14 protein-coding genes and 1 tRNA gene are annotated in these 15,486 nt (G+C 64.3%); 10 read left to right on the top strand and 5 right to left on the bottom strand.

Translation table 11 applies throughout. The features are described 5' to 3' along the window. Positions 1–61 precede the first annotated feature (61 nt). Positions 62–874: a bifunctional DNA-formamidopyrimidine glycosylase/DNA-(apurinic or apyrimidinic site) lyase gene (gene mutM, locus BKX93_RS17215; RefSeq protein WP_046156694.1), complete on the top strand. Its 813-nt coding sequence runs from the start codon at positions 62–64 to the stop codon at positions 872–874. Positions 875–919: 45 nt separating this feature from the next. Next, positions 920–1,735: a lysophospholipid acyltransferase family protein gene (locus BKX93_RS17210; protein WP_046156695.1), complete on the top strand. Its 816-nt coding sequence runs from the start codon at positions 920–922 to the stop codon at positions 1,733–1,735. A 4-nt stretch (positions 1,736–1,739) separates the two neighbouring features. Here the strand turns inward: BKX93_RS17210 and BKX93_RS17205 are convergent, their stop codons facing one another. The 4 genes from BKX93_RS17205 to BKX93_RS17190 form a co-directional block, all read right to left on the bottom strand. Beyond that, positions 1,740–2,909 (bottom strand): SGNH/GDSL hydrolase family protein, encoded by a 1,170-nt coding sequence (locus tag BKX93_RS17205; RefSeq protein ID WP_052729228.1) that lies wholly within the window; start codon positions 2,907–2,909, stop codon positions 1,740–1,742. Continuing rightward, positions 2,906–3,895, bottom strand: coding sequence for an SGNH/GDSL hydrolase family protein (locus BKX93_RS17200; RefSeq protein WP_046156696.1), 990 nt, complete (start codon positions 3,893–3,895; stop codon positions 2,906–2,908). Before BKX93_RS17200 ends, BKX93_RS17205 begins: the two co-directional genes overlap by 4 nt. A 16-nt stretch (positions 3,896–3,911) precedes the next feature. Further along, positions 3,912–5,315 carry an MBOAT family O-acyltransferase gene (locus tag BKX93_RS17195; RefSeq protein WP_046156697.1) on the bottom strand — a complete coding sequence of 468 codons (1,404 nt, stop codon included), beginning with the start codon at positions 5,313–5,315 and terminating at the stop codon, positions 3,912–3,914. A 76-nt stretch (positions 5,316–5,391) separates the two neighbouring features. Next, positions 5,392–6,225 (bottom strand): symmetrical bis(5'-nucleosyl)-tetraphosphatase, encoded by an 834-nt coding sequence (locus BKX93_RS17190; protein ID WP_046156698.1) that lies wholly within the window; start codon positions 6,223–6,225, stop codon positions 5,392–5,394. Positions 6,226–6,350: 125 nt separating this feature from the next. On the opposite strand from BKX93_RS17190, the gene BKX93_RS17185 reads away from it, so the two are divergent. After that, entirely contained in the window at positions 6,351–8,375 is a 2,025-nt protein-coding gene (locus tag BKX93_RS17185; protein WP_046167932.1) for a UvrD-helicase domain-containing protein, read from the top strand. 259 nt (positions 8,376–8,634) lie between these two features. Here the strand turns inward: BKX93_RS17185 and BKX93_RS17180 are convergent, their stop codons facing one another. Next, positions 8,635–9,378, bottom strand: coding sequence for a c-type cytochrome (locus BKX93_RS17180; protein ID WP_070980700.1), 744 nt, complete (start codon positions 9,376–9,378; stop codon positions 8,635–8,637). Positions 9,379–9,515: 137 nt separating this feature from the next. On the opposite strand from BKX93_RS17180, the gene BKX93_RS17175 reads away from it, so the two are divergent. From BKX93_RS17175 to BKX93_RS17145, 7 genes are all read left to right on the top strand, one after another. Further along, a tRNA-Arg gene (locus tag BKX93_RS17175) sits at positions 9,516–9,592 on the top strand. Between the two features lie 276 nt (positions 9,593–9,868). Continuing rightward, entirely contained in the window at positions 9,869–11,125 is a 1,257-nt protein-coding gene (locus tag BKX93_RS17170; protein ID WP_070980699.1) for an ATP-grasp domain-containing protein, read from the top strand. Next, the gene (locus BKX93_RS17165; RefSeq protein WP_070980697.1) at positions 11,122–12,339 is read left to right on the top strand and encodes an MFS transporter; all 1,218 of its coding nucleotides are present in this window, start codon (positions 11,122–11,124) and stop codon (positions 12,337–12,339) included. Before BKX93_RS17170 ends, BKX93_RS17165 begins: the two co-directional genes overlap by 4 nt. A gap of 194 nt (positions 12,340–12,533) precedes the next feature. Continuing rightward, the gene (locus BKX93_RS17160) at positions 12,534–13,586 is read left to right on the top strand and encodes an LLM class flavin-dependent oxidoreductase (protein ID WP_046156703.1); all 1,053 of its coding nucleotides are present in this window, start codon (positions 12,534–12,536) and stop codon (positions 13,584–13,586) included. Beyond that, on the top strand, positions 13,579–14,286 hold the full coding sequence (locus BKX93_RS17155; protein WP_046156704.1) for a ferredoxin reductase domain-containing protein: 708 nt from the start codon (positions 13,579–13,581) through the stop codon (positions 14,284–14,286). Before BKX93_RS17160 ends, BKX93_RS17155 begins: the two co-directional genes overlap by 8 nt. Further along, positions 14,277–14,627, top strand: coding sequence for a 2Fe-2S iron-sulfur cluster-binding protein (locus BKX93_RS17150; protein WP_052717560.1), 351 nt, complete (start codon positions 14,277–14,279; stop codon positions 14,625–14,627). The genes BKX93_RS17155 and BKX93_RS17150 overlap by 10 nt, the downstream gene beginning before the upstream one ends. A 112-nt stretch (positions 14,628–14,739) precedes the next feature. Then, positions 14,740–15,486, top strand: coding sequence for a heme oxygenase-like domain-containing protein (locus BKX93_RS17145; protein ID WP_046156705.1), 747 nt, complete (start codon positions 14,740–14,742; stop codon positions 15,484–15,486).

Genomic DNA, 15,486 nt, shown 5'->3' with positions numbered 1-15,486 from the left:
ACGCGTAGAATAGCATGTCCGCTTTTCATCTTTGCACCATTTACCGAATCGCAGCCCGCCCATGCCAGAACTGCCCGAAGTCGAAACCACCCGCCGCGGCGTAGAGCCGCATCTGGAAGGCCGCATCCTGCGCGGCGCCGTTGTCCGCAATCCCAGTCTGCGCTGGCCGGTGCCGCCGGATCTGGCGGAGCGCGTCGCCGGCGAAAAAGTGCTGGCCGTGCGCCGCCGCGCCAAATACCTGCTGCTGGAATGCGAGAGCGGCACCTTGCTGATCCACCTGGGCATGTCCGGCAGCCTGAGGGTGATGCCGGCCGGCTCGCCGCCGCAGAAGCACGACCACCTGGACCTGCTCTTGGGCGACCAGGTACTGCGCTTTCGCGATCCGCGCCGCTTCGGCGCCGTGCTGTGGCACATCGGCCCGCTCGAGCTGCATCCGCTGCTGAAGGCGCTGGGGCCGGAGCCGCTGTCCGACGCCTTCGGCGGAGACGCGCTGTTCCAGGCCATGCGCCGCCGCGGCAGCCCGATCAAGCTGGCGATCATGGACAACCACGTGGTGGTCGGCGTCGGCAACATCTATGCCAACGAATCGCTGTTCCACGCCGGCATCTCGCCGTCGCGTCCGGCCTGCGATCTGTCCCGCGCGGATTGCGACCGCTTGGCGGCCGAAATCAAGGCGGTGCTGCGGCGCGCGATCGACGCCGGCGGCAGCACGCTGCGCGATTTCGTCGACAGCGAGGGCAAGCCCGGCTACTTCCAGCAAAGCTATATGGTGTACAACCGCCAGGAAGAGCCATGCCGGCGCTGCGGCACGCCGATCCGCCAAATCCGCCAGGGTCAGCGCAGCACTTACTATTGCCCGCTGTGCCAGCCGTGATAGAGTGGCGGCCTGTCATTCCTCAGACTTGAAACCGTAACGATCTTGAAGTCACCCGCCACCACTTCATTCGCCACCCGCTGCGGCCGCGTCTTGCGCCTGCTCGGCCATCTGGCCGTCGGCGTGTTCATCGTCGCCACCCGCTATTCCCGGCTGGCCCAGGCCGAGCGCGCGGTGGTCACCCGCCGCTGGGCGCAGCACGCGCTGAAGATACTCGGCGTCAGCATCAAGGTGCAAGGCGTCAACCCGGGCTTTTATCCGCCCAACACCCTGCTGGTCGCCAACCACGTGTCCTGGCTGGACATCGTGGCGCTGAACAGCTGCACCGTGTCGCGCTTCGTCGCCAAGCGCGAGATCCGCAAATGGCCGCTAATAGGCTGGCTGGCCTACGTGGCCGGCACGCTGTTCATCGACCGCGGCAACCGCCGCGACGCCAGCCGCGTCAACCAGATACTGGCCGAAGCGATGAAAAACGGCGGCTGCATGGCGGTATTCCCGGAATCCACCACCTCGGATGGCAGCGGCCTGTTGCCGTTCAAGGCCTCGCTGTTCGAAGCCGCGCTGCTGGCAGGCGGCACCGTGCAGCCGGTATCGCTGCGTTATCAGCGGACGGACGGCAGCCTGCTGCGGGAAGCCGCCTACATCGACGACATTTCGCTATTTCAGAGCATAGGCAAGGTGTTGAGCGTGCCGCAGATCGAGGTGGAGATCAGCTACGGGCTGCCGCTGAAAGCCGGCGACGCCGGCCTGGACAACCGCTTCCTGCTGGCGGAACAGGCCAGGCTTGAAGTAGCGCGCGGCCTGCGCCTGCAACTGGAGGAAAAGCCGCAGCCGGCGCCGGCCGCGGAAACCGGCGCCTGAGCGCTCAGCGCGCCAGCCGCTGGCTCAAACCTTCATAGAGGTCGTCGCCCAGGCGGACATAGCCCGGTCCAGTGAAGTGAACCATGTCCGGGCGGCCCAGTTGCTGCTGCCGCCACGCGCGCATGCTGCACGGCCCGCCCATCGCCTGCTGCCAGTCCCAATACAGCAAATGGTTGTCGCGCGCCAACTGGCGCTGTGTCTGCTGCACCGCGCTCAGCATCAGCGGCCGCTGCGGGCCCGCCGCGCACTCGCGGCTGACCGCCCCGCCCTTGCTTCGCGCCGAATCCGGCGCGCCCAGCAGCAGGATGGCCGCTTGCGGCAACTGGCTGCGCACCAGGCTGACCGCGCCCTGCAATGTGGCGCGGTATTCGTCCAGATCCAGCTTGGGGTCGAAAGCCTCATTGGTGCCGTAGGCCAGAATCACCAGATCAGCCTCCCGCGCCGCCAGCTGCCTGCCCCAGGCTCCGCCCCAGCTGCGCCACAAGGCCAGTTCCGCGCCATTGCTGCCCACGGTATCCAGCACCACGCCGGGTGCCAGCTTTTCCAGCTCATAACCGCCCACCTCCGGCGCCGGCAGGCTATCCGCGCGCAAGGTGAACGGCAGCTTCAGCTTCATTTCCACCCGCTGCCAACCCGCGCCGGCGCTAGCCTGCGCTCGTCGCGGACCGCTGCCGTCGTCTACGGTCAGCCCCTGCCCGTCCGCGCTCTGCCGCAGCCAGATCCGCACCCGCCACAAGCCCTTGTCCTCGGCGCGCGGGCGCACCGCGATGCTGGCCCCGGGCCGTTGGGCGACGCCGACGAAACCGCCCAGCGGGAAGTCCGGATCGGTGTCGCGGCGGCTGTTGCGCAGCGCCCAGCCTTCGCTGCGCATATAGGCCAGCGCGTTGCGCTGCCCCGGCACATTGACCGGCGGCAGCCAGCCTATGCCGGCATCGCCGTAGCGCGCCTGCAGCCGGGCGCGCAATTCGCCGCTGAAGTAGTCGGCGGCGGTGTGCGAATCCCCGAACTGGACCACCCGCACCGGCGGCTGGGCATCGCCCTGCAGGCTGAAGCGCGCGGCCAGGCGAGCCAGGTTGGGCTCGCCGAAATCCTGCACCGGCGCGGCCTGCGCCTGGGCAGCCAGCGCGGCCGCCATCATCCAGCGCGACGCGCGCGCGATTGCCTTGAATGTCATTCGAACCTCAATTCCGCCAGCACGCGGCGCGCCAGCAGCAGCTGGCCCTGACGGGTGAAATGCACGCCGTCGGCGGTACGCACCGCCACCTCGCCCTGGTCGGGCAATGTCATGAATTTATTGAAGCTGTCGTCCTGGCTGCCCAGCGCCTCGCGGGTGGAGATGAAGCGTCCGCCCCCGGCCGCCACCTCTTCCCGGTACAGGCGGTTCAGGTAGTGCACGCCGTCGTTCATCTTGTCGCGGCTCATATTGGGCAGGCCCAGCCACAGCACCTTGACCTTGCGCTTGCTCGCGCTGGCGAGAATGCTCCGGATCCGCTCGCGGTAGCGTTGCTCCCAGTCGGGAGACGCGAAGCGGATGTAATGATTGCCGTTGACCATGTCCCAGGTATCGTTGGCGCCGATGAACATCACCAGCAACTGCGCTTTGGGATTGGCCGCCAGCTGGCGCTCCACCGTCGCCGGCCAGTTGAAGAAATCCGGATAGGTGAGACCGGTGCTTTGCTTGCTGATATCGATCGCCTTGACCTGATGTTGTCGGAACAGCGGCGGCAACAGGTGCAGCGCCACGCCCTGCATCATAGAATCGCCGGCCAGCAACACCGGCAGCCCCTCTTCCAGCAGCAGGCGGGAGTCCACCGCTTTGACAGCCGCCGCCGCGCCAGCCGAGGCCTGCGGCTTGGGCGCCGCGACTTTGGCTGCCGGCGCCGGCCTCGGCTTCAGGCAGCAGGCGTTCAAGCTGTCTATCATGCGGCGGTCCCAACCGCCCACCTGCTGCTGCAGCGCTTCGCTGTGCCGGCGCAGCCCTCCGCCCAGCGAACCGCCTTCGCGCCATGGCGACAGCGCGTCCAGCCGCTCCAGCAGGCTGGGCGCGTGGAAGGTTTGCCGCCAGTAGGCGTTGACGGCGGCCTGCTCCAGCCAGAACAGCAACAGCATGCAGCTAAGCAGGATGACGAGGATGCGGCGGTGCGGATAGGCGGCGAGCATGGCGAGGGTCGAATCGTCAGAATTGGTAGTAAATGAAAGCGGGGATGCCGGACGGCGCCAACGAGATCACCAGCAGCGCGATGGCGCTCAACAGCAGCGGTTTGCCCCACCACGGCAGCGCGGCCAGCCGGCCGAAACAGCGCTCGGGCAGGGAGGACAGCATGGGCAGCGCCGCCAGCCACAGCGCCAACAGCAGCAGCAGGCCCGGCGCGTTCAGCGTCAGCTCCTGGCCGGAGCGCTCGAACATCGCGCGCAGGAAATCCATCGCCTCGTCCAGCGACTGGGCTCGGAAGAACACCCAGGCCAGGCAAACGTAATGGAAAGTGATCAGCCGCGCCAGCCACGGCGACGCGCCGCTGACGGCGTCGCGCCGCCACAGCTTGTCGCCGACATTCAACGCCACCACGCCCAGGCCGTGCATCGCGCCCCACACCAGGTATTTCAGGCTGGCGCCGTGCCACAAGCCGGACAGCAGCATCGCCGCCAGCAGGTTGATCTGCGCGCGGGCGAAGCCATCGCGGTTGCCGCCCAGCGGGATGTAGACGTAATCGCGGATCCAACTGGACAGCGAGATGTGCCAACGCCGCCAGAAATCGCGCAGGTTCAGCGCCAGGTAGGGCGCGTCGAAGTTGCGCGGCAGCTGGATGCCCAGCAGCAGCGCCAGCGCGGTGACCAGGTCGGTATAGCCGGAGAAGTCCAGATAGATCTGCAGCGCGTAGGCGTAGAACGCCGCCCATACCTCCAGGGTATGGAAAGTGTCCGGCGCGGCGAACACCGGGTCCACCCAGGCGCTGGCCAGCCAGCCGGCCAGCCACAGCTTCTTCAGCAAGGCCAGCGCGATCAGGCCCAAGGCGCGGTCCAGCTGCGCCACCTGCCGCCGGGCGGGGCTGCGCAGTTGCTCCAGCAGATCGCCGGCGCGGCAGATCGGCCCCGCCAGCAGGGTGGGGAAGAACGCCAGGAACAGCGCGAACTGCGGCAGCGCCGCCGGCTTGATCTCCTTGCGGTACACCGACACGAAGTAGCTGACTGACTGGAAGGTATAAAAGGAAATGCCCACCGGCATCAGGATGTCCAGCGCCGGCAACAGCGCCGTCACCCCCAGCGCATTCAAGCCGGCCTGCGCGCTTTCGCGGAAGAAATCGAAATACTTGAACAAGGCCAGATTGCCCACGGCCAGCAGCAAGGAAGCCTGCAGCCAGCGCCGCGGACTGGCGGACGCGCTCATCCGCCGGCTCAGGCCATGCTGGACCAGCGTGTAGACGGCAAGAATGGAGGCGAAACGCCAGTCGAGCTTGGCGTAGAACAAATAGCTGGCCAGCAGGAGCAGAAGGTTCTGCATGCTGGGCATGCGGCGGCAGCCCCAGTAGACGGTAAAAAAACCGACGAAAGCCAGGGCGAACTCAATGGACAGATAGCTCATGCTAAGGTAACAAGCTGGCGGAGGCGGCAATTATGACAACAAGCCCCGCCACTTGCCAGCTTTGATAAAGATTTATTTATCTGCCTGTTGCAAGCGCGATTTCACGGTAAGCCTGGCAGGGCAGGGAAAACAATTGCCTGTCATTCAGCCGCAGCGCCGACAGGCTGCCGCCCCACAGGCAGCCCGAGTCTATCGCCAGAATATCCTCGTCCAGATGCACGCCCAGCGCCGACCAATGGCCGCAGATGATGGGCGTGCCGCCGTGGCGGCGCCCCGGCGCCTCGAACCATGGCATCAGATTGGCCGGCGCGCCCTCCAGCTCGCCCTTGTAGCTGAGATCCAGTTCGCCGTCGCGCGTCAGGAAACGCATCCGCGTCATCGCGTTGACAATCAGGCGCAGCCGATCCGCCCCCTTCAGATCGTCGCTCCAGCGCGTGGGCTTGTTGCCGTACAGCCGGCCCAGAAACTCGCGGTGGCGGTTGCCGGACAGGCCGAACTCCACCTCCTCCGCCAGTCTGAGCGCCTTGGCTATCGTCCACTCCGGCAGCAGGCCGGCGTGCACCATCGCGTAGCCCTGCCCCTCCAACATCAGCGGCTGGCAGCGCAGCCAGTCCAGCAGCACCTTGCCATCGGCGGCGTTGAGAATGTCCTCGATGGTGTCGTCGCGGTGGAGCTTGCCGAAACCTTCCGATACCGCCAGCAAATGCAGGTCGTGGTTGCCCAGCACCATCTCCACCTGGTCCTGGTGCTGGAACACCCAGCGCAACACATCCAGCGACTGCGGTCCGCGATTGACCAGATCGCCGGTCAGCCACAGCGTATCCTTGCCGGGATTGAAGTCTATCAGCCGCAGCAATTGCTGGAACGGCTCGAAACAGCCCTGGATGTCGCCGATTGCGTAGATGGCCATATTGTTTCCTTGAGTGGCGGATCGGCTGCGAGAGTGGGACGCCATCCGCGATAAGCCATGATACCCCATGCTACAATGCATGGCCTTGATTACCGATTTGCTGCGCCCGTCCGGGCCCGACCGCCATGTCCGCTCCCCTGCTCAATCCGCCGCAACGCGCGGCCATCCATTACCTTGACGGCCCCTTGCTGGTGCTGGCGGGCGCCGGCTCGGGCAAGACCCGCGTGATCACCTACAAGATCGCCCATCTTGTGCGCGAGGGCGGCATCCCCGCCCGCCATATCGCCGCCATCACCTTCACCAACAAGGCGGCGCGCGAAATGCTGGAGCGGGTGAGCAAACTGATGACATCGGCCGAAATCCGCGGCATCACGGTGTCAACCTTCCACTCGCTCGGCATGCACATACTGCGCCAGGAAGCGCCCCATCTGGGTTACAAGACCCAGTTCTCCATCCTGGACGCCTACGATGCCGGCAAGATCATCGCCGACATCCTGAACACCACGGCCAAGGATGAAATACGCAAGGTACAGAGCCAGATCTCGCTGTGGAAGAACGATCTGAAAACGCCGGACGACATGCTGCTGGCGGCGCAGGACCAGTGGGAAAGCATCTGCGCCAAGACGTATCTGGCCTATCAGGACACGCTGACCGCCTATCAGGCGATGGACTTCGACGACCTGATCCGGCTGCCGGTGCAGCTGTTCCGCACCCACCCGGAAGTGCTGCTCAAATGGCAGGGCAAACTTCGCTACCTGCTGCTGGACGAATATCAGGACACCAATACCTGCCAGTACCAGATGGTGAAGCTGCTGGCCGGCGTGCGCGGCCTATTTACGGCGGTGGGCGACGACGATCAGTCCATCTACGCCTGGCGCGGCGCCAATATGGAAAACCTACGCCTGCTGCAGCAGGATTTCCCGCAGCTTAAGGTGATCAAGCTGGAGCAGAACTACCGCTCCACCGCCCGCATCCTGCGCGCCGCCAACAGCGTGATCTCCAATAATCCCAAGCTGTTCGAAAAACAGCTGTGGAGCGAGCTGGGCCTGGGCGAGCCGATACACGTGGTCCAGTGCAAGGACGAAGAGCACGAGGCGGAGACGGTGGTGCAGAAGCTGCTGGCCCACAAGTTCGAGTGCAGGACCGAGTTCAAGGACTACGCCATCCTCTACCGCGGCAACTACCAGGCGCGGATCTTCGAGCAGGCGCTGCGCAACCAGCGCATCCCCTACCAGATGGCCGGCGGCCAGAGCTTCTTCGACAAACCGGAAATCAAGGACCTGCTGGCCTATATGCGGCTGGTCACCAACCCGGACGACGATCCAGCCTTCATCCGCGCGCTGACCACGCCCAAGCGCGGCGTCGGCGCCGGCACGCTGGAGAAGCTGGGCGCCTGGGCCGGCCAGTACGGCAAGAGCCTGTTCGCCGCCGCCCACGACGCCGGCCTGCGGGTGCAGGTGCAGCAAGCGCAACTGGCGCCGCTGGAGCAATTCTGCGAATTCATCACCCAGCTGCAGTACCGCGCCACACGCGAGGAAGCCGGCAAGCTGTCGATGGAGCTGCTGCAGGCGATAGGCTACGAAGCCTGGCTGTACGACAGCGAGGACAGCCCCAAGATCGCCGAAACCAAATGGAAGAACATGCTGGAAATGGTGGCCTGGCTGGCGAAAAAGGGCGAGGCCGACGGCAAGAACCTGATCGAGCTGACGCAGACCATCGCGCTGATCACCATGCTGGAAGGGCGCGACGAAGGCGAGGTGGACGCGGTGAAGATGTCGACGCTGCACGCGTCCAAGGGCCTGGAGTACCCGCACGTGTTCCTGGTGGGCTGCGAGGAAGGCATCCTGCCGCACAGCGAGTCGGTGGAAAACGGCATGGTGGAGGAAGAGCGGCGGCTGATGTACGTCGGCATCACCCGCGCCCAGCGCAGCCTGACGCTCAGCTACTGCGTCAAGCGCCGCCGCGCGGGCGAATGGCAATTCATCGAACCGTCGCGCTTCATCAGCGAAATCGACGGCGAAGACCTTCGCCATTTCGGCAAGCCCGGCGCCGAGCCGTTGGTAAGCAAAAGTGAGGGCAAGTCCCGGCTGGCCAACCTGACCGCGATGCTGGCCGGCAAGGACAAATCGGGCGAAACGCCGACGGATTGAACGGGCAAGAAAAATGGCGCCGCGAGGCGCCATAAAGAAGAATGAGGAACATCTCTGGGTGAAGCGAGGCTGGGGAACCTCACCTGACTGAAGGGCTGGAAAGCCAATCGGTCAATCAGATGAGCGAATGATGCCCGATATCCGCCAAGCTGCCACCTGTCCTTTTTAGCAAGTCATACGTATTGACATTTCACAAAACCCAAAATGCATTAAAAAAGCACCCAATGTCAATTGGGTGCTTTTTTATATCAAATGCTGCTTATTTTGAATTATTGACCATATATTCGATGGCCGAGCGGAATTCCGCATCACTACCGGTATAGCCGCCTTTGGGTGGCATCGCGTTCAGGCCCTTGGTGGCGATTTTCACCACTTCGTCCATGCCCGGTTTCAGACGCGCAGACCACGCCGCCTTGTCGCCGAACTTCGGCGCGCCCGCGACGCCCGCGGCATGGCAAGCCACGCACACGCTGTCGTAAATCTTCTTGCCGACCACCGCCGGGTCCGCCGCAGCGGCTGCTCCCCCCGCCCCGCCAACCGGCGGCTCGGTGAACTTGGCGCCGCCGGCGTTGCCCATGTAGGCGACCGCGCGCTTCACTTCGTCATCGCTCAGATCGGTCGCTCCGCCCTTGGCCGGCATCGCGTTGAAGCCATGCAAGGCATGGTTGACCAGCATGTCCCAACCCTTGGCGATGCGCGGTCCCCAGGCGCCGGCGTCGCCGAACTTGGGAGAGCCGGCCAGGCCGGTGGCGTGACAGGACATGCAGATGCCCTTGTAGACCTGTTCGCCGGTGCGCATGCCCGGCGGCGCGTCGCTGGCCTTGGACTCGCCGACCGGCTTCAGGCGGGCTGCCACGGCTTCCTTGGTCATCACCTCGGCATCCACATTGAAACCACTGGTGGCGAGCTTGGCCAATAGCCAAATCGCCACGACAAGGAAGACAACGACGCTGACCAGCACCTTTACGATCTGGCCGGGGGCCATTCCGTTCTCATTACTCATCCCAAGCCTCGCCTGAAAAAATGACAATTAAAACTGGTTAATTATACGGTATGCAAGTTCGCAAGGCAAAAAACCATACTCTGGACTCGGATTAGATGTTTGCGGTATGATGCGTTCACTTGATTGCAAGTGTCAGCGCACCCGTAGCTCAGTTGGATAGAGTGTCAGTTTCCGAAGCTGAAGGTCACAGGTTCGATCCCTGTCGGGTGCGCCAACCAAATCAAGCGCTTGCGCCATTTCATGACATTGAGTTCATTCCGGGTTTTCCCTCCTCCATTCCCCGCAAACTGATTCCCCAACGCTGCCCCGCACTATCCGCCTTTTGCATTTCGTTGAACCCGCCTGCCGCATCTATTCCAAACCGTCACAGTTGTTTTTCCTCCCGCTCTCTCTTTCGCCCTGAAATACGCCTTTAACATGAGACACCCATAACTCAGCCCGCCGGCTTCGCCGCATCGCGCACGCGCCGGCATGGAACCTGGAAAGTCTCATGAACATCCTGATCCTACACCGCATCCCCTATCAAAAGATCAACTACCATCTCGGCATCGACCACGACAGGCACAACGTCACCTACATCGGCACCGCCAAACAATTGGCAAACCTGCCCGAAGGTTTGCGCTGCGCCCGACTCGAACGGCCCGGCCTCAAGGATACCGCCAGCGAAGTGCTGGCGATTCTGTCCGATCTCAAACTGCATTTCGACCGGGTGATTTCCCTTTCCGAGTACGAGCTCCTCGATGCCGCCAAGGTGCGCGAGGCGCTCGGCGTCCCCGGCGCCAGCATCGACGAAGTAATGGCCGTCCGGGACAAGCTGATCATGAAACACAGGGCTGCCGCGGCCGGACTGCGTGTGCCGCAAGCCTTGCCGCTCGCCGAATTCCTTGCCCAAGGCGGCGCCCCATGGCCGGGACGCACCGTCATCAAGCCCGTGGACGGCGCCTCCAGCGAAGACGTCCAAGTCTTCGACGATCCGGCCTCTCTGGCCAGCGCCCTGCAGAGCCGCCAGGCCGGCATCCCCCGCCTGGACCAAGACTTCCACGCCAACGCGGAGCGCTTCGAGGTGGAAACCTTCATCACCGGCCCTTTGCTGCACCTGGACGGCTTGGTGCACAACGGCAAGGTCGTCGCGCTGGTGGGCAGCCGCTACATCGGCACCTGCCTCGACTACGCCAAGGGCCAGCCGCTGGGTTCGGTTCAATTCAAACTCGACGCCGCGCAGGAGCAATGGGTTCAACGCGCCATCGACGCCATCAGCCTGCGCTCCGGCGCCTTCCACCTCGAAGTCATAGACGATAACGGCAGCGGCGACTGGGTCTTCCTCGAGATCGCCAACCGGGTCGGCGGCGCAGACGTGGTCGACACCTTCGAGATGGCGACCGGCATCTACCTGCCGGCTCAGGAACTGGCCATCCTGTGCGGAGAGCAGCCGGACCTGCCCGGCTCGCTGCGCAAGACGACCTTCTTCGGATGGTTCGTGTTCCCTGGCCATCACCTGCCCGACGGCTTCGTGGAGCTGGAGGGCCACCAGTCCTTCTGCAAATCATCCGAGTTGCTGCGCCACAGCGTGCTGCCGAGGGATACGCCACTGCCGCGCAACATCACTTACCAGGCTTTCGAGGTGCCGTTCTCCGGCGTGGTCGGCGCCGAGTCGACAACCGCGCTGCAAGCATGGATGGAAGCGCTGTTCGCCGCGGTCACCCTGCATCCCCGCCTCCAGGAAGAAGTCCGCGAGGTGCCGGCATGAACAATGTGCGAATGCTGTCGTTTCTTGGATCTCGGGCGGCCTCGGCGCTGGGCGACCAGTTCCTGATGTTCGCCGTGCCGCTGATCGTCTATCACAGCACCGGCAGCGCGACGATGTCCGGCCTAGCCTTTCTGTGCGAGTGGCTGCCGCGCGTGATCTCGCTGCCGCTCGCCGGCACGTTCTCCGACAGGCTGGGAGGCCGCCGCGTCTACGCGCTGGCCGACGGCACCCGGGCCGGTGCCTGCCTGCTGGCGGCGCTGGGCCTCGCAATGTGGCCGGGCCACAGCTTCGCCATGGCCGCCATCCTGATGGCCATCTGCGCGGCTTGCTATGCCCAGGCTTTCATCGCGCTGGAAAGCACGGTTCCGATGCTGGTGCCGCCGGAACAGATGCCGAAAGCGCAAAGCATTTTGCAAGCGATAGATTATTCCGCAGGGGTGCTGGGCCCGGCGCTGGCCGGCGCGTTGAGCCTTTGGCTGGCTCCCAGCCAACTGCTGTGGGCGGCCTGCGGCGTGTTCGCCGTCAGCGCTGCCGGCGTCTGCACGCTGCCGCCGATGCCCTCGCGCGCGGCCAGCCAGCCGTCCGAACGCAGACCGCTGTTCCTCGACAGCTTGCAGCACGGCTTCGCCACGCTGAGACAGGCTCCCGTGCTGCTGGCTCTGGTCGCGCTGTCGATGCTGGTCAACCTCGTGGTCGGACTGGCGCTATCGACCAGCGCCGCCGTCACTGTTGGCGTGTTCGGCAAGACCGACCAGGTCTACGCGACGCTGCAGGCCTTCATGGGCATGCTGTCCATCGCCAGCTTCCTGCTGGTGCCCTGGCTGCTGCGCCGGGCATCCGTCTACCAGTTGGGCATGGCGGCCTTCGCGCTGATCATCAGCGGCGGCGTCCTGATGGGGTTGGCAAGCCACTATTCGATATTCGTGCTGGGATACGCGCTCAGCTTCGGTTTGTGCGGCCTCTTCAACGTGTTCATCCGCACCGAGCGGCTGCACTGGATTCCCAAGGAGAAACTGGGAAGGGTCATCAGCGTGATCGTGCTGCTGAACCAGCTCAGCCTGCCGCTGTCGGGCTTGCTGGTCACCTTGCTGGCCAACCGCATTCCTCTCCAGTGGCTGTTCATCGGCGCGGCCCTGCTCGCCTTCGGCCTGTGGATGCCGCTGCAAGCCTATATCCGCCCCCGCGCGATCACGGCCCAGCCCAGTCTCGCCTGACGCCTCCGCCCTCCCCCGCAACGGGTTCATGGCTTAGCCATGAGCCCGTTTTTCATTCCAGAACAGTCCATCATTACTAATTATCAAATCAAACCATTCCAAATCGTTAAATCTCATTTTCCATATGATTTAACAAAAAATATGCCGAAGTAATATATTAGTCCTGCAACCATTCTTCTGGAGATCGTCAGCAAATGACTGTTCGCATACATTGGAGCCTGCCGCTGGATAGCGGGCAACAGAGCGCCAGCGGCGGCTTCGATGCCGGCGTGGTCGACGTCGACACCATGATCAGCTTCGCCCGCGAAGCGGAAGAAGCAGGCGTGGACTCGCTGCTGATGCCGATGAGCTGTTACATGCCGGACCCCATTCCCCTGCTTGCCGCGCTGCTGCGGGAAACCCGCCGCGTCCGCTTCATCCTCGCCTATCGTCCGGGCCTGATGTCGCCGACCTTGCTGGCGCAGGTCATCAATACCCTGGCATGCATGGGACAGTCCCGCGTGGACCTGAATCTGGTGGCCGGCATTTCTCCGCAAGAACAGGCTTATTACGGCGATTTTCTGGAGCATGACGATCGCTACCGCCGCGCCGACGAGTTCCTTGGCATCATGCAGGCGCTATGGGCCAGCCGCGAACCCGTCACTTTCCACGGCCAGCATTACCAGATCGAAGCGGCCACCCTCGGCCTGCGCCACCCCGGCGACGGCCGCCCCTACATCTACGTCAGCGGCGCCAGCGCGCCGGCCAAGGCGCTGGCCGAAGAGCGCGCCGACTGTTGGCTGTGCTACGGCGACCTGCCGGCCAAGGTCGGCGTCCATGCCGCGCCGCTGTTGCAAGCGGGCAAGGAAGTTGGCCTGCGGCTGCACGTGATCGCCCGCGAGACGCGGGAGCAGGCTCTGGACGCGATAGCGGAAATGATGGCCCGCCCGGATGAAAAACACCGCGCCTTCATCAAGGACTTCGTTTCCCGCTGCGACTCCGAGGCCGTCAAGGGCAGTTTCCGCCTCGCCGAACAATATCCGGACCACTGGCCGTCTCCCTATCTGTGGACCGGCGCAGTCCCCTACCGCGGCGGCCCCGCCATCGCCATCGTCGGCAGCTATCAAGAAGTGGCCGATTACATCCGGGAATACGAACGCCACGGCATCCGCAATTTCATTTTTTCCGGCTGGCCGTCACGCGACGAAATGCGCCACTTCTGCGGCGGCGTCATGCCCTTGCTGCAAAAGGAAGCCGTCCATGCTTGAGTCATCCGCGCTGAAAACGCCGGTGCTCAGCCGCCAGCGACTGGACGCGGCCACCGAGCGCGTCACGCTGGGCCTGCCATCCCGCCACCCGGATGTGCGGCCCGGCCAGGCGATCCAGGTCCAACTGGCGGACGGAAGGCCCTTCTTTTCCGTCGCCGGACTGCAACCGGGCGCCAGCCTGGAGCTGCACGTCACCCGACGCAGGGACAGCCGCAGCAATCCGCAGCTGTTCGCGGCGCTGGATGCCGGCTCGCTGCAGATCAGCCTGCCGCACGGCGCGATCGCGCTGACGGACGACAGGCGCCTGCCGGACATTCTGATCGCAAGCCAATCCGGCTACGCCCAATCCCGCGCCATGCTGGACTGGATGGCCCGCCGCCGGCCAGGACACCGCTGCCGATTGCTGTGGCAGGCCTCCTCCGGCTATCTGGCGGCCGAACGGCCCTGGCTGGAAAAACTGGCGGCGGCCTGGGCCGGCCTGTCGCTGACGCTGCTGCCGCTGGACGAACACGATGCCTTGAACGAGGCGCTGGCGGCCCTGCCTTCGCCCTCGACCCAGGGCCTGGCCGTGGTCAGCGGCTCTTCCCACTTTCTCGATGCCGCCCGCCATGCGCTGCGGCGCCACCGATACACATTGCTGAGCGACCAGAATCCGGCCGCCCTGCCCTCGATCGAACAGGAGAACGCTCTATGCCGGTAATCACCCTGCTGCCTGAGCACAAGCAACTCGAACTGCCGGCGGAAAGCCCGTTGATCGACCTTGAATTCGAATACTACGGCGAACAACACCTGTCCTTCGGCTGCCGCTCCGGCGTCTGCGGCGTTTGCCTGGTCAAGGTGCACCACGGAGCATCCTTGCTGGGCCCCGTAGCGGAAAACGAGCGCGATTTCGTCCAGAGGATGGGATTCGAATCGGGTCCCTACCGCTTGGCCTGCCAATGCCGGCTGAACGGCGACGTGACGCTGGAGGTCGCCACCCGCGACGCCATGCCCCACGCGGCCGCGCCGTCCCCGGAGCTGGATCGCGCCCCCGCGCTGTAAAACCGCGCAATCCCATTTACCCGGCGACTCCGCCCGCGCTGGCGGCGGGAAGCCATTTTTCAAGCCATAGCCCAGAGCTATAAACCACCACCACTCAACAGGAAAAATCAACATGAACCGTTGCAAAAACACCGGCCTGAACCGCAGCAAGCCCTTCCTCTCCTCCAGCCAGTCCCAAGAACTGCGCCAGAAGATCGATCAGCAAATCGACGCCCAGATCGACGCCTGGTACGCCAGCGTGCCCGCCGCCGACCACCTGGAACGCCGCGAGGTGAACAGCGAGTACTACCGCCGCAACCTGATCGAAACCGCATGGCGCATTCGCCTGCTGCGCGTGGCCGAGTCCAAGACGCTGGCGGAAATCGCCAAGCGCAGCCCGGAAGCCGCCCAGATCTGGGCGAACTATGAAATGGAGGAAATGCTGCACGACGAACTGTTCATCCAGGATCTGCAGCGCGCCGGCGTCAGCCGCGAAACCTTCCTGGCCACCGAGCCCTACCTGTCCACCAAGCTGCTGACCGGTTTCTTCAGCTACCTGCTGGACCATGAAGGCCCGCTGGGCGTAGTGGCTTACTCCTATCTGGTGGAGTACGTCAACGTCAAGCTGGAACCGCGCAAGATCGAGGCCATGAAGCACAGCATCGGCGACCAGAAGCTGGTCGGCCAGATCGCCCACTCCCATACCGACATCAATGACGACCACCCGGGCGAAGTCTGGGCCGCGCTGCGCCTCCTGATTGAAAGCGAGCAGGACATCGCTCACCTGGAACGCTACCTGCAAGAACACCAGCGCATCCTGGCGATGTACTTCGAAGAACTGGCGCAAGACACCCTGGCCCAGGAAAGCAAAGCGGCCTAA

Origin of the sequence: Chromobacterium vaccinii (genome assembly GCF_001855275.1) — a bacterium.
Lineage (GTDB): Bacteria > Pseudomonadota > Gammaproteobacteria > Burkholderiales > Chromobacteriaceae > Chromobacterium > Chromobacterium vaccinii.
This window is presented reverse-complemented; position numbering and strand designations above follow the sequence as displayed.